Annotated in this window: 20 protein-coding genes; 15 read left to right on the top strand and 5 right to left on the bottom strand. The window is 59.2% G+C overall.

Translation table 11 applies throughout. The annotated features are described in order from the left end of the window. Nucleotides 1-25 precede the first annotated feature (25 nt). The 11 genes from D8B20_RS11850 (at nucleotide 26) to hisP (ending at nucleotide 10,381) form a co-directional block, all read left to right on the top strand. A complete protein-coding gene (locus tag D8B20_RS11850; protein WP_145889065.1) occupies nucleotides 26-688 on the top strand; it encodes a DedA family protein in 663 nt (220 codons plus the stop codon). 131 nt (nucleotides 689-819) lie between these two features. Next, nucleotides 820-1,725: an acetyl-CoA carboxylase, carboxyltransferase subunit beta gene (gene accD, locus D8B20_RS11845; RefSeq protein WP_145889064.1), complete on the top strand. Its 906-nt coding sequence runs from the start codon at nucleotides 820-822 to the stop codon at nucleotides 1,723-1,725. Between the two features lie 71 nt (nucleotides 1,726-1,796). Then, nucleotides 1,797-3,065, top strand: a complete 1,269-nt coding sequence (folC, locus tag D8B20_RS11840) for a bifunctional tetrahydrofolate synthase/dihydrofolate synthase (protein ID WP_145889063.1) — start codon at nucleotides 1,797-1,799, stop codon at nucleotides 3,063-3,065. Continuing rightward, entirely contained in the window at nucleotides 3,055-3,855 is an 801-nt protein-coding gene (dedD, locus tag D8B20_RS11835) for a cell division protein DedD (RefSeq protein WP_145889062.1), read from the top strand. The genes folC and dedD overlap by 11 nt, the downstream gene beginning before the upstream one ends. 250 nt (nucleotides 3,856-4,105) lie before the next feature. Further along, a complete protein-coding gene (gene cvpA, locus D8B20_RS11830; protein ID WP_010617496.1) occupies nucleotides 4,106-4,591 on the top strand; it encodes a colicin V production protein in 486 nt (161 codons plus the stop codon). Nucleotides 4,592-4,627: 36 nt separating this feature from the next. Continuing rightward, nucleotides 4,628-6,145: an amidophosphoribosyltransferase gene (gene purF, locus D8B20_RS11825; protein WP_145889061.1), complete on the top strand. Its 1,518-nt coding sequence runs from the start codon at nucleotides 4,628-4,630 to the stop codon at nucleotides 6,143-6,145. A 114-nt stretch (nucleotides 6,146-6,259) separates the two neighbouring features. Then, nucleotides 6,260-6,829, top strand: a complete 570-nt coding sequence (locus tag D8B20_RS11820; protein ID WP_145889060.1) for a UbiX family flavin prenyltransferase — start codon at nucleotides 6,260-6,262, stop codon at nucleotides 6,827-6,829. Nucleotides 6,830-7,220: 391 nt separating this feature from the next. Further along, complete coding sequence (gene argT / locus D8B20_RS11815; protein ID WP_145889059.1) at nucleotides 7,221-8,003, top strand: lysine/arginine/ornithine ABC transporter substrate-binding protein ArgT; 783 nt, start codon at nucleotides 7,221-7,223, stop codon at nucleotides 8,001-8,003. A 196-nt stretch (nucleotides 8,004-8,199) separates the two neighbouring features. After that, a complete protein-coding gene (locus tag D8B20_RS11810; RefSeq protein WP_145889058.1) occupies nucleotides 8,200-8,886 on the top strand; it encodes a histidine ABC transporter permease HisQ in 687 nt (228 codons plus the stop codon). Next, nucleotides 8,883-9,599 (top strand): ABC transporter permease, encoded by a 717-nt coding sequence (locus tag D8B20_RS11805; protein ID WP_145889057.1) that lies wholly within the window; start codon nucleotides 8,883-8,885, stop codon nucleotides 9,597-9,599. Before D8B20_RS11810 ends, D8B20_RS11805 begins: the two co-directional genes overlap by 4 nt. A gap of 8 nt (nucleotides 9,600-9,607) precedes the next feature. Further along, the gene (gene hisP / locus D8B20_RS11800) at nucleotides 9,608-10,381 is read left to right on the top strand and encodes a histidine ABC transporter ATP-binding protein HisP (RefSeq protein ID WP_145889056.1); all 774 of its coding nucleotides are present in this window, start codon (nucleotides 9,608-9,610) and stop codon (nucleotides 10,379-10,381) included. A 44-nt stretch (nucleotides 10,382-10,425) separates the two neighbouring features. On the opposite strand, the gene D8B20_RS11795 is transcribed toward hisP, so the two are convergent. Beyond that, complete coding sequence (locus D8B20_RS11795) at nucleotides 10,426-11,385, bottom strand: sugar-binding transcriptional regulator (RefSeq protein WP_145889055.1); 960 nt, start codon at nucleotides 11,383-11,385, stop codon at nucleotides 10,426-10,428. Between the two features lie 196 nt (nucleotides 11,386-11,581). Between D8B20_RS11795 and dalD the strand changes: the two genes are divergently transcribed. From dalD to D8B20_RS11780, 3 genes are read left to right on the top strand one after another with little or no spacing between them, the layout of a single operon-like run. After that, the gene (dalD, locus tag D8B20_RS11790; RefSeq protein ID WP_145889054.1) at nucleotides 11,582-12,976 is read left to right on the top strand and encodes a D-arabinitol 4-dehydrogenase; all 1,395 of its coding nucleotides are present in this window, start codon (nucleotides 11,582-11,584) and stop codon (nucleotides 12,974-12,976) included. A 10-nt stretch (nucleotides 12,977-12,986) separates the two neighbouring features. Continuing rightward, nucleotides 12,987-14,456 (top strand): xylulokinase, encoded by a 1,470-nt coding sequence (gene xylB, locus D8B20_RS11785; protein WP_145889053.1) that lies wholly within the window; start codon nucleotides 12,987-12,989, stop codon nucleotides 14,454-14,456. Nucleotides 14,457-14,484: 28 nt separating this feature from the next. Then, nucleotides 14,485-15,765, top strand: a complete 1,281-nt coding sequence (locus D8B20_RS11780) for an MFS transporter (protein WP_145889052.1) — start codon at nucleotides 14,485-14,487, stop codon at nucleotides 15,763-15,765. 69 nt (nucleotides 15,766-15,834) lie between these two features. Here D8B20_RS11780 and D8B20_RS11775 read toward each other — a convergent pair whose 3' ends face one another. Genes D8B20_RS11775 through D8B20_RS11765 form a run of 3 tightly spaced genes read right to left on the bottom strand, consistent with a single transcriptional unit; the run spans nucleotide 15,835 to nucleotide 19,561 of the window. Next, nucleotides 15,835-17,052 (bottom strand): c-type cytochrome, encoded by a 1,218-nt coding sequence (locus D8B20_RS11775; RefSeq protein WP_145889051.1) that lies wholly within the window; start codon nucleotides 17,050-17,052, stop codon nucleotides 15,835-15,837. Beyond that, entirely contained in the window at nucleotides 17,049-18,812 is a 1,764-nt protein-coding gene (locus tag D8B20_RS11770) for a GMC family oxidoreductase (protein WP_186454368.1), read from the bottom strand. The genes D8B20_RS11775 and D8B20_RS11770 overlap by 4 nt, the downstream gene beginning before the upstream one ends. Then, nucleotides 18,809-19,561: a gluconate 2-dehydrogenase subunit 3 family protein gene (locus D8B20_RS11765; protein ID WP_145890549.1), complete on the bottom strand. Its 753-nt coding sequence runs from the start codon at nucleotides 19,559-19,561 to the stop codon at nucleotides 18,809-18,811. Before D8B20_RS11765 ends, D8B20_RS11770 begins: the two co-directional genes overlap by 4 nt. 278 nt (nucleotides 19,562-19,839) lie before the next feature. Between D8B20_RS11765 and budC the strand changes: the two genes are divergently transcribed. Continuing rightward, nucleotides 19,840-20,604, top strand: a complete 765-nt coding sequence (gene budC / locus D8B20_RS11760; RefSeq protein ID WP_145889049.1) for a meso-2,3-butanediol dehydrogenase — start codon at nucleotides 19,840-19,842, stop codon at nucleotides 20,602-20,604. Nucleotides 20,605-20,627: 23 nt separating this feature from the next. Here budC and D8B20_RS11755 read toward each other — a convergent pair whose 3' ends face one another. Beyond that, nucleotides 20,628-21,539 (bottom strand): TIGR01777 family oxidoreductase, encoded by a 912-nt coding sequence (locus D8B20_RS11755; RefSeq protein WP_145889048.1) that lies wholly within the window; start codon nucleotides 21,537-21,539, stop codon nucleotides 20,628-20,630. Nucleotides 21,540-21,578 lie beyond the last annotated feature (39 nt).

Raw genomic sequence — 21,578 nt, 5'->3', positions numbered from 1 at the left:
GGAAAGTGTCAGGGAGTTTGCTGTTATGGAGTTTATCCACTTTATCGTCGATTTCATTTTGCACATTGATGTGCATCTGGCCGAGCTGGTGGCGCAGTACGGCGTCTGGATTTACGCCATTCTGTTCCTGATTCTGTTCTGTGAAACCGGTCTGGTGGTTACGCCGTTCCTGCCGGGGGATTCACTGCTGTTTGTGGCAGGTGCGCTGGCGGCTCTGCCGGGTAACGATCTCAACGTGCACCTGATGGTGACGCTGCTGGTGATTGCCGCCGTGCTGGGCGATGCGGTGAACTACACCATTGGCCGGCTGTTTGGCGAAAAACTGTTCAGCAACCCCAATTCGAAAATTTTCCGTCGCAGTTATCTCGATAAAACCCACGCCTTCTACGATCGCCACGGCGGCAAGACCATTATACTTGCGCGCTTTGTCCCAATCGTGCGAACCTTTGCCCCCTTCGTGGCCGGCATGGGACACATGTCGTATCGCCACTTCGCGCTCTTTAACGTAACGGGTGCGCTACTGTGGGTACTGCTGTTCTCCTATGCAGGGTATCTGTTTGGCGATCTGCCGGTGGTGCAGGAGAACCTGAAACTGCTGATTGTTGGCATTATCGTGGTGTCGGTACTGCCAGGCGTGATTGAAGTGTGGCGTCACCGCCGCCAGGCGCGTCAGCAGAAGCCGCAGTAACCCGTTACCAGATTTTTATCCACAGTGTGAACGGGTTGTGGTTTAATGAGCGACATTTACGGCCTGCTGAAGGTGATTTCAGCAGTAACGAGAAGACTGGACCAGGTCAGCATTAAACAGAAAGGTCATCAATGAGCTGGATTGAACGCATACTGAATAAAAGCACTACCACGCCTTCGCGCAAAGCCAGCATCCCGGAAGGGGTGTGGACAAAATGCGATAGCTGTGGCCAGGTGCTGTACCGCGCCGAGCTGGAGCGCAACCTTGAAGTCTGCCCTAAGTGCGACCACCACATGCGTATGCACGCGCGCGAGCGTCTGCATAGCCTGATGGATGAAGGTTCGATGGTAGAGCTGGGAAGCGAGCTGGAACCGAAAGATCTGCTCAAATTCCGCGACTCGAAAAAGTATAAAGATCGTCTGGTGGCTGCGCAGAAAGACACCGGCGAGAAAGATGCGCTGATCGTCATGAAAGGCCAGCTGCACGGTATGCCGGTTGTGGCTGCCGCCTTTGAGTTCTCCTTTATGGGCGGCTCGATGGGTTCGGTCGTGGGTGCGCGCTTTGTTCGTGCCGTCGAGCAGGCACTGGAAGATAACTGCCCGCTGATCTGCTTCTCCGCCAGTGGCGGTGCACGTATGCAGGAAGCCCTGCAGTCGCTGATGCAGATGGCAAAAACCAGCGCTGCGCTGGCGAAAATGCAGGAGCGCGGTCTGCCGTACATCTCCGTCCTGACCGATCCCACCATGGGCGGCGTTTCTGCCAGCTTCGCGATGCTGGGCGATCTTAACGTGGCGGAACCGAAGGCGCTGATCGGCTTTGCCGGCCCGCGCGTTATCGAACAAACCGTACGTGAAAAACTGCCGCCGGGCTTCCAGCGCAGTGAGTTCCTGATTGAAAAAGGCGCGATCGACATGATTATCCGCCGTCCGGAAATGCGCTTTAAGCTGGCCAGCCTGCTGGCAAAAATGATGAACCTGCCAGCGCCGCTGCAGGATGGTGATCAGCCTGCGGCTGAGCCGGAGAGCAACGAAGCCTGACAGGCAACGGAAAGGCGCATCGTGATGCGCCTTTTTATTCATGCACTTCACCGTAAAGAGCTAACGGGCAAATGGACACTCTTCACCTTCCTCAAGCCACGTCGCCTTTGGCCACGTGGCTTCATTATCTTGAACATCTGCACTCGCAGGCCATCGAACTGGGCCTGGACCGCATTCAACGCGTTGCCGCACGTCTTGACCTGCTTAAACCCGCTCCGTTTGTCTTCACCGTCGCCGGCACCAACGGCAAAGGCACCACCTGCCGCACGCTGGAAACGCTGCTGATGGCGGCGGGCTACCGCGTGGGCGTTTACAGCTCACCGCATCTGGTGCGTTACACCGAGCGCGTGCGCGTGCAGGGCGAAGAGCTGGATGAGGCGCTGCACAGCGCCAGCTTTGCCGCCATTGAAGCCGGACGGGGCGACATTTCCCTGACCTATTTTGAGTTTGGCACCCTGTCGGCGCTGAATCTGTTCCGCGACGCGCAGCTTGATGTGGTGATTCTGGAGGTCGGGCTGGGCGGGCGGCTGGACGCCACCAATATCGTCGATGCTGACGTGGCGGTCATTACCAGCATTGCACTCGATCATACCGACTGGCTGGGCCCGGATCGCGAAAGCATTGGCCGGGAAAAAGCCGGCGTGTTCCGCCGCGGCAAACCGGCGGTGGTCGGCGAGCCCGCGATGCCGCACACCATTGCTGAGGTGGCGGCGGAGAAAGGGGCGCAGCTGCTGCAGATCAATCGCGACTGGCAGTGGCAGCAGCAGGGTGACCGCTGGACGCTGCAGGATGCGCACGGCACGCTGCGTGACCTGCCGCTGCCGCAGGTGCCGCTGCCGAATGCGGCCACCGCGCTGGCGGCGCTGCGCGCTTCCGGACTGGCGGTCAGCGAGGCGGTGATCCGCACCGCGCTGCCGCAGGCGCTGCTGCCGGGGCGTTTCCAGACGGTGAGCGAAGCCCCGCGGGTGATCCTGGATGTGGCGCACAATCCGCACGCCGCCCACTATCTGGCTTCGCGTCTGGCAGAGCTGCCTGCGCACGGCACGGTGCATGCGGTGGTGGGTATGCTGCATGACAAAGATATCGCCGGTACGCTGGCGGCGCTGGCACCGCAGGTGGATCGCTGGTACTGCGCGCCGCTGGACGGCCCGCGCGGCGCGTCGGCGCAGGCGCTGATGGCGCACCTTGATGCTGCCAGCGCGTATGCGAGTGTGGACGCGGCCTGGCAGGCTGCTCGTCAGCAGGCACAGGCGCAGGATGTGATTCTGGTGTGTGGCTCGTTCCACACCGTGGCACAGGTTATGGAATCGATGGCAGCGGAGAACGGCAGTGGCAAGTAAGTTTCAGAACCGCCTGGTCGGTACCGTGATTCTGGTGGCGATTGGCGTCATCGTGTTGCCGGGACTGCTGGACGGCAAGAAGAAGCACTATAAAGAAGAGTTCGCGGCGATCCCGCTGGTGCCCAAACCGGACGATCAGCAGGACAGTGAAATGGTGCCGCCGGTCACGCAGCCGCTGCCGTCGCAGCCGCCGGAAGGCGCGGGCAGTGCGCAGCAGTCGTCGGCCACGACCCCGGCGCAAAGCAGCGCTGCCAGCGGCAATGCCCAGCCGGTACAAAACAGCGCGCCGAGCGTGGTCACGCCACCGCCGGTGCATCAGCCGCTTCAGCCGAAAGCGCAGCCAAAAGCGGCAGAGCAGACGAAGCCGAAAGCGACAGAAGCGACGAAGCCGAAAACGCCAGAGCAGACCAGACCGAAGCAGACTGAGCCGCCGAAGGCGAAGCCGGCTGAACAGCCAAAAGTGGCTGAACAGAGCAAGCCGGTTGAGCAGAGCAAACCGGCTGAAACGGCCAAACCGGCCGAGACAGCGAAACAGAGCGAACCGGCCGGACAGGCCTTTGTGGTGCAGCTGGGCGCGCTGAAAAACGCGGCGAAAGTGAGTGAGATCGTCGCGAAGCTGCGGCTCTCTGGCTATCGCGCCTATACCGTACCCGCCACGCCGGTGCAGGGGCAGATTACCCGCATCTACGTAGGGCCGGATGCGTCGAAAGCCAAACTGCAGGGTTCACTGAGTGAGCTGCAGAGCCTCTCCGGGCTGGGCGGCGTGATTAAGCCGTACAGCACGCGCTGAGGTGCTGATAAGCCGCGCCGATGGCAGTAACAGGCGCGGCTTAGCCTCAGGTTTTTAGCGAAGCGTAAAGTTTAAATCACTTAAAATCAGTTAGTTATATAACGAGTTACGCACCGGGCGAGGAAAATTTTTTTCATCGCCCTTTTTATGGATGCAGAACGGGAAAACCCTACGCAAACGTTTTCTTTTTCTGTTAGAATGCGCCCCGAACTGGATGCAGGGGTGCAAATGCACTGTACTGGAAGCGTTCATGATCTGGATTGATTACGTCATTATTGCGGTAGTTGGTTTTTCGGCTCTGGTCAGCCTGATTCGCGGGTTTGTCCGGGAAGCCTTATCTCTTGTTACCTGGGGATGCGCGTTTTTTGTCGCCAGTCATTATTACGCCTACCTTGCAGTCTGGTTTACAGGTTTTGACGACGAACTGGTTCGCAACGGCATCGCGATTGCGGTGTTATTCATTGCCACCCTGATAGTGGGGGCCATCGTGAACTATGTGATCGGCTCGCTGGTTGAAAAAACCGGCTTGTCGGGAACCGACAGGGTGTTGGGGGTCTGTTTCGGGGCGTTGCGTGGCGTGCTGATTGTATCCGCCATTCTTTTCTTCCTTGATACATTCACCGGCTTTTCCAAAAGCCCGGACTGGCAACAGTCTCAACTCATTCCCCAGTTCAGTTACATCATCAGGTGGTTTTTCGATTACCTGAAAAGCACGTCGAGTTTTTTACCCCGGTGACACCATCGGGAGTGCGGCTAATGAGGAAATGACAACATGTGCGGTATTGTTGGTATCACCGGTTTTATGCCAGTAAACCAGTCGATCTATGACGCGTTAACGGTGCTGCAGCACCGCGGGCAGGATGCCGCCGGCATTTGTACCATCGATGCGCTGAACTGCTTCCGTCTGCGCAAGGCCAATGGCCTGGTCAGCGACGTGTTTGAAGCGCGCCACATGCAGCGTTTGCAGGGGAATATTGGCATTGGTCACGTGCGCTATCCGACAGCAGGCAGCTCCAGCGCCTCTGAAGCGCAGCCTTTCTATGTGAACTCGCCTTACGGCATCACGCTGGCGCATAACGGCAACCTGACCAACGCGCATGAACTGCGCAAGCAGCTGTTCGAAGTGGGCCGCCGTCATGTTAACACCACCTCAGATTCGGAAATTCTGCTCAATATCTTTGCGCAGGAGCTGGATCGTTTTCAGCACTATCCGCTGGAAGCCGACAACATTTTTGCCGCCGTGGCGGCGGTGCATCAGCAGGTACGCGGCGCTTACGCCGTTGTGGCGATGATCATCGGTCACGGTATGGTGGCGTTCCGCGATCCCAACGGTATCCGTCCGCTGGTGCTGGGCAAACGTGAAATTCCCGATGGCCGCGTCGAGTATATGGTGGCTTCTGAAAGCGTGGCGCTGGATACGCTGGGCTTTGAATTTATCCGGGATGTCGCGCCAGGTGAAGCGGTCTACATCACCGAGCAGGGCCAGCTTTTCACCCGGCAGTGCGCGGAGAACCCGAAAAGCAATCCGTGCCTGTTCGAGTATGTCTATTTTGCCCGTCCGGACTCGTTCCTCGATAAAATCTCCGTCTATAGCGCGCGCGTGCGCATGGGCACCAAGCTGGGTGAGAAAATCGCCCGCGAATGGGAAGATCTGGATATCGACGTGGTGATCCCGATTCCGGAAACCTCCACCGATACCGCTCTGGAAATTGCGCGCATTCTCAATAAGCCTTACCGTCAGGGCTTTGTGAAAAACCGCTACGTGGGCCGTACCTTTATCATGCCGGGCCAGCATCTGCGCCGCAGTGCCGTTCGCCGCAAGCTGAATGCGAACCGAGCTGAGTTCCGCGATAAAAACGTCCTGCTGGTTGATGACTCCATCGTGCGCGGCACCACATCCGAGCAGATCATCGAAATGGCGCGTGAAGCGGGTGCAAAGCGCGTGTACCTGGCGTCTGCTGCGCCGGAAATTCGTTTCCCGAACGTGTACGGCATTGATATGCCGAGCGCGACAGAACTGATTGCGCACGGCCGGGAAGTGGAAGAGATTCGCCAGCTGATCAAAGCGGATGCGCTGATTTTCCAGGATCTGAATGACCTGATTGAAGCCGTGCGTGAAGAGAACCCGGATATCGCCCAGTTTGAGTGCTCGGTGTTCAACGGCGTTTACGTCACCAAAGATGTCGACCAGCAGTACCTGGAGTATCTGCAGTCGCTGCGCAACGACGATGCCAAAGCGATCCAGCGTCAGACTGAAGTGGAAGGGCTGGAGCTGCACAACGAAGGCTAAGCCGACATACCTGGCAGCACAGAGCAGGGCGGGCGCAATCCCGCCCTGTTTGTTTTTGTATTTCTGCGCTGCTAACGGCTATCATTGCCGCACTCTGAATGGCAGGACTGAATTATGAAACGACTCATCATTGGTATTTCCGGCGCCAGCGGCGCAATTTACGGGGTACGCATGCTGCAGGTGCTGCAACCGCTGGCGGAGGTAGAAACCCATCTGGTGATGAGTCCCGCGGCGCGGCAGACGCTGGCGCTGGAAACCGACTACAGCGTGCGTGATGTGCAGGCGCTGGCAGATGTGGTGCATGACGTGCGCGATATCGGGGCCAGTATCTCTTCCGGCTCGTTTAAAACGCTGGGCATGGTAATTCTGCCCTGTTCGATGAAAACCCTGTCCGGCATTGTCCACAGCTACAGTGACAGTCTGCTGACGCGCGCCGCTGACGTGGTGCTGAAAGAGCAGCGCCGGCTGGTGCTGTGCGTGCGTGAAACGCCGCTGCACGTCGGCCATCTGCGGATGATGACCACCGCAGCGGAATTGGGCGCGATGATCATGCCGCCGGTGCCGGCGTTCTACCATCGTCCACAGCGCATCGAGGATCTGGTTGATCAGACGGTCAATCGCGTGATCGATCAGTTTGACCTTACGCTGCCGCAGGATCTGTTTACCCGCTGGCATGGCGCATAACGGTGCAGTCGCGCCGCCAGGCTGGCGGCGGCGGGTAAGCGGTCAGGGTGCGGTGCTTGTCGCTGGCCGCTGCGCAGCAGCATGTTATCCGCTGCGGGCCACGCGCTACTCCATAATGCGCCGCTGTGCACTGTTTGCGTGCAAAAGCGCGGGGCCGATCACTGTTCGTGCATCTTGTGCACCAAAAGTTAACAAACTCACTTTTTCTTCGCTGCGCCGCTGTTATATTTCCCTCACAAACTAAGTGCTTGCGCCCGCAACCGGCGCGGTAATTAGTGCGCCTGCACACAGTTTCGCCGATTCTCACAACTGGCATGAAACCTGCACAGCATTCAGCGCAAATACACATCACGCACCACATAACAATAAGCACTTCACTTGAGGGTTACCTATGAAAAAGCGAGTTCTGGCTCTTTCTCTGATGCTGGCGATGTCCAGTGCTGCGAGCGTGTTCGCAGCGGTACCGCAGACGCTGCGCATCGGGACCGATCCAACCTACCCGCCGTTTGAGTCCAAGAACGCTCAGGGCCAGTTAGTCGGTTTTGATATCGATCTGGCGAATGAGATCTGTAAGCGTATTCAGACCAAATGTACTTATGTGGAAAGTGATTTCGATGCGCTGATCCCGTCGCTGAAGGCGAAAAAGATCGATGCCATCATCTCCTCACTGTCAATTACCGAGAAGCGTCAGGAAGAGATCGCGTTCTCTGACAAACTCTATGCGGCCAATGCCCGCTTAGTGGCACCTAAAGGCTCGAAGCTGCAACCGACCATTGAGTCGCTGAAAGGCAAAAACATCGGTCTGCTGCAGGGCACCACCCAGGAAACCTATGCCAATCAGTACTGGCGGCCAAAAGGCGTTAACGTCACGCCTTATGCCAACCAGGATCTGGTTTACCAGGATCTGAACGCGGGCCGCATTGACGCCGCTTTCCAGGATGAGGTGCAGGCGAGTGAAGGCTTCCTGAAACAGCCGGTGGGCAAGAACTACGCTTTTGCCGGCCCGGCAGTAAAAGATGACAAAATCTTTGGTGTCGGCACCGGGATGGGGCTGCGTAAAGACGACGCCGATCTGAAAGCCGCCATCGACAAAGCCTTTGAGGCGATGCGCAAAGACGGCACCTACGACAAGATTGCGAAGAAGTACTTTGATTTCAACGTGTACGGCGATTAAGTGTCCTGTTGCCTGAGCGGGACTGCTGAGTAACAGGATTCAGGGCCATAACGATTCACTCCGGGTGCTTACTCAGGTAAACCCCGGAGTTCATACGCTTGCCGCCATTCTTCCGTGCTTCACATCCCCGTTCAGGACTGTCCGCTTGCTGCCGGGCAGCGTTTGTTATTGTTTCCCTCACGACAGGATTGACTCCATGCTGTATGGCTATTCTGAAGTAATTCTCAAGGGCACGCTGGTGACCCTTGAGCTGGCGCTCAGCTCGGTGTTACTGGCGGTGATACTCGGCCTGATTGGGGCCGGCGCCAAACTCTCCCGCCATCGCCTGCTGGCGATGATTTTTGAAGGCTATACCACGCTGATTCGTGGCGTGCCGGACCTGGTCCTGATGCTGCTGATCTTCTACGGCCTGCAGATCGCCCTTAATGCCGTCACCGACGCGCTGGGAATGGCCCAGTTTGATATTGACCCGATGGTGGCCGGTATCATCACCCTCGGTTTTATCTACGGTGCCTATTTCACCGAAACCTTCCGCGGCGCGTTTCTCGCGGTGCCGAAAGGGCAGATCGAAGCGGCGACGGCGTTTGGCTTCACCGGCGCGCAAACCTTCCGCCGCATTCTGTTTCCCGCCATGATGCGCTTCGCGCTGCCGGGGATCGGGAATAACTGGCAGGTGATCCTGAAGGCCACGGCACTGGTTTCGCTGCTGGGTCTGGAAGATGTGGTTAAAGCCACCCAGCTGGCGGGGAAAAGCACCTGGCAGCCGTTCTATTTCGCCATTGTCGCCGGAGTGATTTATCTGGTGTTTACCACGCTGTCAAACGGCGTGCTGTGGTGGCTTGAACGCCGCTACACGGTTGGGGTGAAAAGGGCAGAACTATGATCGAAATTATTCACGAATACTGGCAGCAGCTGCTCTGGACCGACGGTTACCGTTTTACCGGCGTGGCGATTACGCTCTGGCTGCTGATTCTGTCGGTGGTGATCGGCGGCTGCCTGGCGGTGGTGCTGGCCATTGCGCGCGTCTCGCCCAATCGTTTTATCTCCACCCCGGTGTGGCTGTTTACCTATGTGTTTCGCGGCACGCCGCTCTATGTGCAGCTGCTGGTGTTCTACTCCGGCATGTATACGCTGGAAGTGGTGAAGGGATCGGAACTACTGAACGCCTTTTTCCGCAGCGGCCTGAACTGTACGCTGCTGGCGTTTACGCTTAACACCTGCGCTTACACCACGGAAATTTTTGCCGGGGCGATTCGTGCCGTGCCGCATGGCGAAATCGAAGCGGCGCGCGCCTATGGTTTCTCGCCGTTTAAACTCTACCGCTGCATCATTTTGCCCTCGGCACTGCGCACTGCCTTGCCTGCTTACAGCAATGAAGTGATCCTGATGCTGCACTCTACCGCGCTGGCGTTTACCGCCACCGTGCCGGATCTGCTGAAGGTGGCGCGCGATATCAACTCGGCGACCTACCAGCCGTTTACCGCGTTTGGCATCGCAGCGGTGCTTTACCTGATTATCTCTTACGTGCTGATCAGCCTGTTCCGCCTGGCAGAACGCCGCTTCCTGGCGCACGTGAAATCCTCTTCGTCACACTGAGTATGACTATGGCTGAAAATAAATTAAGCGTGACCGAACTGCACAAGCGTTACGGTGAACATGAAGTGTTAAAAGGCGTCTCCCTGCAGGCCAATGCCGGTGATGTGATCAGCATTATCGGTTCGTCAGGGTCGGGCAAAAGCACCTTCCTGCGCTGCATTAACTTCCTCGAAAAACCGAGCGAAGGCACCATCGCGGTAAACAACGAGCAGATCACCCTGGTGCGCGACACCGACGGCCAGCTGAAAGTGGCGAATAAGGAGCAGCTGCGCTCGCTGCGCACCCGCCTGACCATGGTGTTCCAGCACTTTAACCTGTGGTCGCACATGACCGTGCTGGATAACGTCACCGAAGCGCCAGTTCAGGTGCTGGGGCTGAGCAAAGCCGAAGCGCGCGAGCGGGCCATCAAATATCTGGACAAAGTGGGGATTGACGCCCGTGCGCGCGCCAAATATCCGGTGCACCTTTCAGGCGGCCAGCAGCAGCGTGTCTCCATTGCCCGTGCGCTGGCGATGGAGCCGGAGGTGCTGCTGTTTGATGAACCGACCTCCGCGCTCGATCCCGAACTGGTGGGCGAAGTGCTGCGCATCATGCAGAAACTGGCGGAAGAGGGCAAAACCATGGTGGTGGTTACCCATGAAATGGAATTTGCCCGTCACGTTTCAAACCATATGATTTTCCTGCATCAGGGCAAGATTGAAGAGCAGGGCACACCGGATGCGCTATTCGGCAACCCGCAAAGTCCGCGCCTGCAGCAGTTCCTGAAAGGATCGCTGAAATAGGTCTCTGAACCCTGGCGGCGCGCCGGATGGCACCGCCAGCCGTCTCACAGGCGCGATGACTCCCGCAGCAGCTTCAGCGCTGTCTCCTCATCCGTGACCAGGCCGGAAATCCAGCCGCCGAGCAGCGCTGCGCGGATTGCCGCATATTTGCGTGCGCTGCCGGCAAAAGCAACGATGCGGCGCTGTGTCTGGCTTTCCAGCAGTACGCTGGTCAGCAGCGCATCGGTTTCCCCCCAGACCCGCTCACCCTGCTGGTTAAAGAAGTGCCCGAGCATCTCGCCCACCACGCCACGGGCGTTCAGCGCCTCCACCTGCGCATCGGTGATGAAGCCCTCTGCATTCAGCGGACAACCTGGTTGCACTTCGCCAATGCCAACAAATGCGACGTCCGCCTGCAGCGCGCGCTGTGTGACGCGCTGGTATACCTGATGTTGCACCCACATCGCCTTATCTTCCGGCGTATCGGCGTAGAGCGGCGCAGGAATGAAGAAATATTTTCCCTGCATTTTTTCCGCCATTTTCAGCGGCACATCGTAGCGGGTGCCGGAATCGTCGCGTGCAATCGCGCCGATCATGGATACGCACTGATGCTGTGGACGCTCAATCCACGGCAGCGAATCAATAATGGCACGCAGCGTTTTTCCGGAACCGATGCCGAACACCTGCGGTTGCTCTTCGCTGATGAACTGCGTCATCACGGCCGCGCCTTCCACCGCCAGCATCTGCTGAATCGCGTCGTCATCCAGCTGTGCAGAGGGCACCACGCGGCATAATTCCAGTCCAAAGCGGTGCTGGATGTCATGCGCCAGTTGCAGGCAGTGCGTTACCGGATGGTCGATTTTGACGCTGACCATGCCCATTTCCCGCGCGCTGGATACCAGCCGCTGAGCCACCTGACGCGATAATCCCAGCGCGCGCGCAATCTCCTGCTGCGTGACGCCGGCCACGTAATACATCCATGCCGCCCGCGCCGCCAGCTCCTGTTTTTTCTCTTCTCTGCTCATCCCGCGCTTCCGTTAACCACTGTGACAGCAGTTTATCGCGGATTCACGCCGGAGCGGTAATTGGGCAAAAGCCCTTAAAAAGAGCAAATGTATTAATTGTGATGCGGTTCGCAGAAGTCCGCAGCTGACGCCGACTATGCTAGGCCTCACCGGGCAAAAGCCCTTTAAATTGGCAAATGTTTAATTTGAGGTGACCATGACAACCCAATCGGTGTGGATGCATATCGGCGCAGGCTCTTTCCACCGTGCCCATCAGGCATGGTATCTGCACAAACTGCGTCAGCAGGGCGACGACAGCTGGCATATCGCGCTGGGCAATATCCGCCAGGATGCGGCCACGCTGCTCAGCCAGCTGGAGGCACAGCAGGGTGAATACGTGCTGGAGACCGTCACGCCGGCAGGTGAGCGCCACTACGAGGCCATTACTTCGCTGCGCCACATTCTGCCGTGGGACAGTGAACTCAGCGCGCTGGTTGCGCAGGGCGCGCAGGCGCATACCCGCGTCATCAGCTTTACCGTGACCGAAGCCGGATATTACCTGACGCCGGAATATGAACTGGATTGCACGCAGGCAGATATCCAGGCCGATCTGCACGGTGACACCCGCACGATCTACGGCGCGCTGGCGCGCATTCTGCAGCAGCGGATGACCAGCGGTGGTGCGCCGGTAACGCTGCTGAATTGCGATAATCTGCGACACAACGGTGAACGTTTCCGCCGCGGCTTTCTGACGTTCCTGGCGGCAAAAGGCGACAGTGCGCTGGCGGCCTGGGTAACCGCAAACACGACCGCGCCAGACACCATGGTCGACCGCATTACTCCGCGACCGACGCCGGAGGTGGCGCAGCGCGTCAAAGCCGCCACCGGCAGGGATGACAGGGTGCCGGTGATGGCAGAATCCTTTATTCAGTGGGTTGTTGAGGACAATTTCATCGCCGGGCGGCCAGCGCTGGAAAACGTCGGCGTGCAGCTGGTGGATTCGGTGCTGCCGTGGGAAGAGGCAAAAATCCGCATTCTCAACGCCACGCACGCCGCCATAGCCTGGGCCGGCACGCTGACAGGGCATCAGTATATCGACGACAGTCTGCGGCAGCCCGCCATCCGCCAGCTGGCAGAGGAGTACATCACGCAGGATGTCATACCATCACTGTCGCCGAGCCCGCTCGATCTGGCTGACTATCGCGACGTCGTTCTGGCGCGTTTCAGTAATCCTTATATCAAAGACACTAACCAGCGCGTGGCGGCTGACGGCCTGTCAAAAATTCCCGCCATGGTGACGCCTACGCTGCGTGCAGGCTATCAGCGCGGCGTGGAACCGGTGGCGACGGCCAGACTGCCGGCGCTGTTTTTCCTCTTTCTGCAGCGCTGGGCCAGCGGGAGCCTGCCGTACAGCTATCAGGATGGCATGTTGCAGGCCGCGGCGCTGCGTCAGCAGTTTGCCCGCCCCGATGCCCTCAGCGCCTTTCTGCGCGACCGGGCGCTGTTCGCGGAGCTGGCTGATGATCCGGCGTTCCATGCTCTGATGACACGCACCGTCAACGCCCTGCAGCGCGAACTGGCGCAGGTGGCACAGACGCCGGCAACGGCTTAGGGGGCGCGCGATGTATCTCGGAATAGATCTCGGCACCTCTGAACTGAAAGCGCTGATCCTTGATGCGCAGGGCGAAATTGTCGCCACGCAGCACGCTGCGCTCAGCGTACAGCGCCCGCATCCGCACTGGGCCGAACAGGATCCGGAAAGCTGGTGGCAGGCGTGTAATCAGGTGGTCACGCGCTTACGGCAGCAGGCGCCGGCGGCATGGGCGGCGATCCGCGCTGTGGGTCTCTCCGGTCAGATGCACGGCGCGGTGCTGCTGGATGCGCAAGGCGCTGTGCTGCGCCCGTGCATTCTGTGGAATGACACGCGCAGCGCCAGCCAGTGCACTGCGCTGCAGACGCAGCATCCGGAGATGATGCAGATCAGCGGCAACAGGATCATGCCGGGCTTTACCGCTCCCAAACTGCGTTGGGTAGCAGAGCACGAGCCGGCGCTGTTTCGCCGCATCGCCAGGGTACTGCTGCCCAAAGATTACCTGCGCTGGCGTCTTACCGGCCGTTTTGTCAGCGATCCCTCGGACGCCGCCGGGACGCTGTGGCTGGATGTCGCACAGCGTGACTGGTCTGATGCGCTGCTGGCTATCTCCGGCCTGACGCGGGCGCAGATGCCCGCCCTGGTTGAAGGCAGTGCGGTCAGCGGCACGCTGAGTGAAGCGGTGGCCCGCGCCTGGGGCTTAGCCAGCACGGTACAGGTGGCGGGTGGCGGCGGCGACAATGCCGCCTCGGCTGTGGGGACCGGCGCGGTCAATCCCGGTGATGCATTGATCTCCCTGGGCACCTCCGGCGTGATCTTCGTGGTCAATGACCGGCTGCAGGCCGACCCGCAGGCCGGCGTTCACGCTTTCTGTCACGCACTGCCCGGACGCTGGCATCAGATGAGCGTCATGCTCAGCGCCGCCAGCTGCCTGCGCTGGCTGTGTCAGCTGCTGTCGGTGAGTGAAAACCAGCTGATGGCAGAGATGGCACAACTCAGTGAAGAACAGTGTCGCCATGCGCCACTGTTTCTGCCGTATCTCTCCGGCGAGCGCACGCCGCATAACGATCCCTGTGCCGCCGGCGCGTTTTTCCATTTGCGTCATGAAACGTCACGGGCGCTGCTCGGCTATGCGGTGATTGAGGGCGTCACCTTTGGGCTGGCGGACGGGCTGGCGGTGCTGGGAGAGGCGCGGCAGCACATCACCGGCTTCAGCCTGACCGGCGGCGGTGCGCGCAGCACGCTATGGGCGCAGCTGATTGCCGACGTGCTGCAACGGCCGGTGGTGACGCATCCTGCCACGGCTGCCGGTGCGCTGGGCGCGGCCCGCCTTGCCTGGCTTTGCGACGGCGGAACCGAAGATGCGGTATGTCGGAAACCGCCGGTTCAGGCGCGTTATCAGCCGGATGCGTCGCGAAATGCGGTACTGCAGCAGCGGCTGCGGACGTTTCGTGAACTGTATGTACAACAGCAGCAGGCGCGCCGCTTACTGCCTGCCTGACCGATCAGCGAACGGAAGGAAGAGTGTGATGCAATCAAACGAATACTGGTTTGGCTTACCAAAAAAGCTGCTCGCCGGCTTTATCGCCATTGCCCTTTTCATGGCGGGCGACGGCTTTGAAATGGCCTTTCTGTCACGGCACATTACCGATATGGGCTTTACGCCGGGGCAATCGGCGCTGGTGTTTACCTTTTATGGCCTGGCCGCCGCGCTGGCTGCCTGGGCCTCAGGCGTGGTAGCAGAGCTGATCACCCCGCAGCGCGCAATGCTGATTGGCTTTGTGCTGTGGATTATCATGCATGCGTTGTTCATGTCGCTGGGTCTGGGGCTGCGCAACTATCCGCTGATGCTGCTGTTTTACGGCATCCGCGGCCTGGCGTATCCGCTGTTTATCTACTCTTTTATGATGATGCTGGTGCAGGTGCTGCCGCGCGACAAACTGGCTGCGGCCACGGGCTGGTTCTGGGCGATGTATTCCGTCGGTATTGGCGTGGTGGGCAGCTATCTGCCCAGCCTGACCATTCCGCTGCTGGGCGAGACCGGTACTTTATGGCTGGCAATTGGCTGGGTCGCCGCCGGCGGCGTGCTGGCCTGTTTCAGCCTGCACAAAGTTCCGGTGGACCGTTCCCGTGTTCATCTGCCGCTGCGTGACAAACTGACGGAAATGTCGCGTGCGGTCACTATCCTGTTTACCAATCAGCATGTCTTTTATGCGTGTCTGATCCGTATTATCAATACGCTGTCGCTGTTTGGCTTCGCCATCATTATGCCGCTGCTGTTTGTGGATCGCCTCGGCTTTACTATTTCAGAATGGCTGCAAATCTGGGCGGTGTTCTTTTTTGTCACCATCTTTACCAACATCTTCTGGGGACTGACCGGGGAGAGAATTGGCTGGATACGTCAGGTGCGCTGGTTTGGCTGTCTCGGTATGGCGATCGCCAGTCTGGCGTTCTATTACCTGCCGCTGTATGCCGGGCATAACTTCTGGGTGGCGCTGATTCCGGCAGTGATGCTGGGGATCTTTGTCGCCGCCTTTGTGCCGATGACGGCGGTATTTCCCACGCTGGAGCCACATCACAAAGGCGCTGCTGTCTCGGTTTATAATCTGTCGGCCGGGCTCAGTAACTTTGTTGCGCCGGCGATTGCCTCTATTCTGCTGCCGTTTTTCGATATCGTCGGCGTGGTCTGGGCCTATACCGGGCTGTATGTGGTGGCCGGCGTGCTGACCTTTATTATCCGCGTGCCGCAGCCGGGCCATACGCAGGCGGGCGCAACGCTGAAATCACGCGTGGCAGCGCAGCGCAGCTGAGGACGATAAGAGATAATCCGGCAGCTCTGCTGCCGGGAACGGAGCGCGGCTTCCCTGCCGCGCAGCGGGTTACTCCAGTTTCGCTTTCACCTGCTTCACCTCATCGGCGCTGACCGGCGCGGCGGCATTGCCCCAGCTGTTGCGGATAAAGGTCACCACGGCGGCAATCTCTGCGTTATCCAGCGTGCCGGCAAAGGCTGGCATCGCGGGCGCGGTAGGGTGCGCATCGGTATCCACCCCGCGGCTGCCGGCCGCCACGACGCGAATCAGCGAAATAGCATCTGACTGATTCAGCAGCGGGTTATCTGCCAGCTGCGGGAAGATGTTCTTCTCGCCGCCACCATCCGGACGGTGGCAGGCAGAACATTTCGCGCCATAAATCTGCGCACCCAGCTTCATACGCGCGTCGGTGGCCGCCAGCGGCTGTGGCACCTTGTCAACCTGCGCCGGGCCGCTGCTTTTCAGGTAAACCGCCACCGCCTGCAGATCGTCATCGTGCCAGTGCCGGGTAGAGTGGCGCACCGCGTCGGCCATCGGTCCGGAGGCGATATCGTAGCGGTTCACCCCGGTACGCAGATAGCTGACAATGTCCTGCTGGCTCCACTTACCCAGTCCGCGGTGCGGGTCACTGGTGAGATCCGGTGCATACCAGCCCTCAACCACTTCACCCTGCAGCGCCTTGCCGCCTTTGTCACCGCCCAGCAGATTCTTCGGCGTGTGGCAGGTGCCACAGTGACCTGGTCCGGCAACCAGATACGCGCCCCGGTTCCACTGCGCTGACCGCTTCGCATCAGGCTGATATTCACCGCGGGTAAAGTTGATCCAGTTCCACACCATCAGGCTGGTGCGGATATTGAAAGGAAACGGCAGCTGGTTGGTCTCAACCGGCTGATAGAGCGGCTGCAGTGTCTGCATCCACGCCCAGAGATCCTGCAGATCTTTTTCCGGCATTTTGGTGTAGGCGGTAAACGGCATGGCACCGTAAAGCCGTTTGCCGTCATGGCCGATGCCTTCGGTCATGGCGCGACGGAAATCGTCATAGCTCCAGGTGCCGATACCGGTTTCCCGGTCCGGCGTGATGTTGGCACCCACCAGCGTGCCAAACGGGGTCTGCAGTCTGACACCGCCAGCAAACGGCTGCTGCGGGTCACGCGTGTGGCAGGCGCTGCAATCAGCCAGCGTGGCGATATAACGGCCGCGGGTATACTGGTCGTAGTCCGGCTGTGCCTGACTGGCGAAGCTGCTCAGCAGCAGCGCGACGGCGCTTACGGCGAGAGATATTTTCATGCGCTGATCATCTCCCCGGGACGCTTCAGATAGAAATGACGAATGGCATGCGCGGCTTTAAAGGCCAGCGCCCCCACGGTGCCGGTCGGGTTGTAGCCCGGATTCTGCGGAAACGCCGACGCCCCCACCACAAACAGGTTCGGCACATCCCACACCTGCAGATGCTTGTTCACTGAACTGGTTGACGGATCGCTGCCCATGATAAATCCACCCACCACGTGTGAAGACTGGTACGGCACGCTGCTCCAGTGCCCGGTCATCGGTTTGACAATCATCTCGCGCGGGTTCATGGATTTGGCGATATCCGCCACTTTTCCCGTGCAGTACTGCGCCATCTTCAGATCGTTAGCGGCAAAATCAAAGGTGATGCGCAGCAGCGGCCGGCCATGCGGATCTTTGTAATTCGGATCGAGCGAAAGGTAGTTGGTGCGCGTGGTATAGCTGCTGGCCTCACAGCCAATCGACATGGTGCTGAGGTAGTTATCTTTCAGCGCGCGCTTCCACTTTGCCCCCCATTTTGGCGTGTTGGGCGGAAGCGGACGATAGCCAATGGGCGCAGAGCCGATGGGCGTGACGCGGATGCTGCCGCCGCCAAAAAAGCCCAGCCCGCTGTGGTCAAAGTTATCGTTATTAAACTCATCAATGCCCATCCCCACCGCGCCTGCGCCGATGAACGGGTTAAAGTTCTTGTTATCAAAGAACAGGGTCACGTTGTTAGCCGTCTGGTAGGCATAGTTGCGACCGGTGGTGCCCTGGTTCGTGACCGGATCGTAGGCTTTGCCGATGCCGGAAAGCAGCATCAGCCGAACGTTTTCAAAGGTAAAGGCGGCCACGATGACCAGATCGGCGGGCTGCTCCCACTTATCGCCGGAGGAGTCAATGTAGGTGACGCCGGTGGCCTGCCGGCCGGTACTGTCTGTCAGCACTTCCAGCACTTCGCTGTTGGTATACGCCGTGAAGTTCTCTTTGCGCATCAGCGCCGGGAGAATGGTAGTGATGGCGCTGGCTTTTGAGTAGTTGGCGCAGCCGTAGTTGGTGCAGAAACCGCAGAAGGTGCACGGCCCCATGGTGACGCCATACGGATTGGTATACGCCTCTGACACCAGCGAGGAGGGAACCGGAAACGGCTGGTAGCCCATATTTCTGGCGGCTTCAGCAAACAGCGTCGGGCCATAGGGCTGACGCAGCGGCGGCGTCGGATAGTCACCCGACCGCGCGCCTTCAAACGGGTTACCGCCCGGGCGTTTTTCGCCCTGAATATTGCCGGCGTAGCCGGACGTACCGGCCACCCGCTCAAACTGCATGTAGTGCGGCTCCATCTCTTCCCAGCTGGTTCCCCAGTCCTGCAGCACCAGCTCATCCGGTATCGCGCTGGCGCCGTAGCGCTCTGTCAGATGACTCTTCAGGCGGAACTCTTCCGGCTGAAAGCGGAATGTAATGCCTGCCCAGTGGTTGCCGGCGCCGCCGGTGCCGTTGCCCGGGTGGAAGGAGCCCCAGGTACGCATTGGCAGCGCTGTTTGCGACGGATTGTTGCGCATGGTGCAGGTGTTCTGCCGGGTGCGCAGCATTAACTCTTCGCGCATGACATAGCGCAGTTCATCGGTTACGGTGCCAATATTGAAATCACGTGCGGTGTCGCGCCACGGGCCGCGCTCAATGCCCACCACCTCCAGTCCTTCGTCCGCCAGCTCATTGGCGATGATGGCGCCCGCCCAGCCCAGGCCGATGACGACCACATCCGTTTTCGGTAATTTTTTCATGAGTGATCTCCGCCTTTCCATTGCAGGATACTGATGGGCTCCAGCCCCAGATCCTCGTTATGCCGCTCGATGTAATCGCGGTAGTCATAACGCGCACCCGGGAATCCCAGCATTTTCCACGACACCATCTCTTTGTTACCGCCGTAGATCGGATCGGCAAAAAAGCCCTCCATGGTGTTGTTCAGCACCTCAAGAAACAGCGATTGCGCGTCAAAATCCGTGAAGTGCACTTTGCCGGCTTCCATCGCCTCCAGCAGTGCATCCTGTTGGGCCGGGGTTAAATCCGCAAAATCCTTCTGCGAGGTTTGCTGAACATAGCGGTTCAGCGCCGCCAGCCCGGTGCGGTAGCGCTGCTGCGGCACCAGCGGAGACTGATCGCCCTGTTCGGTCGTGCCCTCCTGAAAGGGACCCTGCATATACAGCCGCTCAAAGGTGCCGTAAAAGCCGTGCAGCTGGCGATCGATGAATACCGCGCAGCCGGCTTCTTTTCCGCCGGGACTGAGATCGTCCGCCGGGATCAGCCGGTCAACGATGGCTTCTACCGTGCGCGCTTCTTCAGCGGTAAAAAACAGCCAGCCCGATGGTGTGAACTGCTCGGGTGGATTAGCGGAGAAGGGCGTCCAGCCAGGGGCGCCCTTCAGGGAAACGGCGTTCGCCACCTGCGTAACGCCAGCGGCAACGCCCAGCGTTGACCAGGTCAGTACCTGCCGCCGGGTCACGCCGGGCAGGGTTTTTGCTCTCTTTTTCATCATTGCATCCTGACAGAATAGAAAAATGCGGGTGAAGCGACCGCGGTGCGATGTAAAGCAAAAAGCGCAGATATTAAGTTTTTGTAAATTTTGCGCGCGAAAATTAACTGTAGCCGCGCCGGGAAGTGACAACAAATTAACCCTGGTAAAAAGTGCACGAATTGATCATCAGCGCACAGAAGACCTGCTAGCAGGCCATGTTTCTCCCGCTTCGCTTGAAACAGTGGCAGAGGCTGCCAGGCTTGATCCTCGTCACTTTCACTTATTCAGGAGGAAATATGTCGCGTTTTTCACAGAAAGTTGTCGTGATCACGGGAGCAGGTTCCGGCATTGGCGCCGCGGCAGCGCAGCGCTTTGCCAGCGAGGGCGCCTCCGTGGTTCTGGTGGGCAGAACGCAGGAAAAACTGGATAAAGTGCTGAGTACGCTGGCTGAGGGTCAGCATCTTGTGGTGTCCTGCGATGTCGGCGAAGCGGAGCAGGTCAGGCAGCTGGCCGATCAGGTGCAGCGCACTTACGGCCGCGTGGATGTGCTGGTGAATAATGCCGGCAGCATCGTGCAGGGCAAAATTCATGAAGTGGCGATAGAAGACTGGAAAAAGCTGATGAGCACCGATCTCGACGGCGTTTATCACTGTACCCACTTCTTCATGCCGGCGCTGCTGAATAGCAAGGGCAACGTGGTCAACATCTCCTCTGTCTCCGGACTGGGCGGTGACTGGGGCATGAGCGTGTATAACGCCGCCAAAGGGGCTGTTACCAACTTTACCCGCGCGCTGGCCATGGATTACGGCAGCGACGGCGTCCGCGTGAACGCCATTTGCCCCGGCTTCACCCGCACCGATCTGACCGAAGATGCGCAGGAGGATCAGGGATTACTGGAGCAGTTTTACGATCGTATCCCGCTGCGTCGTGCCGGTGAGCCGGAAGACATCGCCAGCGCCATCGCCTTTATTGCCAGCGACGATGCCCGCTACATCACCGGCGTGAATCTGCCGGTAGATGGTGGACTGACCGCGTCAAACGGACAGCCAAAGCAGGCGTAAGCCGCGCCGGCCCTGGCCGGTGTCTAGTGCGGGGACGCTGTCCCCGCCACATCCTGCAGCGCTTCCTGCAAATCATACCAGCGGAAACCAAAGCCAGAGGCCTCCAGCCGTTTAGGCAACACATGCTGCCCGCCCAGCACCAGCACGGCGGATTCCCCCATCATCAGTTTGATGGCGCTGGCAGGCGTGCGCATAAACGCCGGACGGTGCATCACATGACCGAGCGTGGCGGCAAACTGTTCATTGCGCACGGCGTACGGTGACACCATATTAAACGGGCCGCTGAGCTGCGCGTTATCCATCAGCCACAGAATGGCGTTGACCATGTCATCAATGTGAATCCACGGCAGATACTGCTTGCCGCTGCCGATCGGCCCGCCGACACCCAGTTTGAACGGCAGCTTCATCTTTGCCAGCGCACCGCCTTCTTTGGCCAGTACCACGCCGGTGCGCAGCAGGCAAACGCGGGTGCGATCGCTCTGCGCTTTCAGGGCCAGCTGCTCCCAGCGGTCGCACAGCGTATGGGTGAACTCCTGCTGACCGCCGTCCTCTTCAGTCACCACCACATCGCCGGTGTCGCCATAGAAGCCGGTTGCCGAGCCGGAAATCAGAAAGCGCGGTGGCTGACTGCTGGCGTGAATCAGTGAGACAATTTGTTCTGTGATCTGCCAGCGGCTTTCGCACAGGCGCTGCTTCTGCTGTTCTGTCCAGCGCTTATCGGCAATCGGCTCGCCGGCCAGATTGATCACGCCATCAATACCATTCAAATCCGCTTGCTGATTAATGCCGGACCACAGCATTACGCGCGCGTCGAGTTTTTCCCGCGCAGCTGCCACATCGCGCGTGACCACGCTGACCTGGTGACCGAGCTGCAGCAGGCGCGGGATCAGATGGCGGCCAATCAGGCCGGTGCCACCGGTAATAAGCAGGTGCATGTCTGAGCCTCCCTGGAATAATTGATTTGCTCAGAATTG

The sequence above is a fragment of the Candidatus Pantoea soli genome (assembly GCF_007833795.1).
GTDB classification, from domain to species: Bacteria; Pseudomonadota; Gammaproteobacteria; order Enterobacterales; family Enterobacteriaceae; genus Pantoea; species Pantoea soli.
This window is presented reverse-complemented; position numbering and strand designations above follow the sequence as displayed.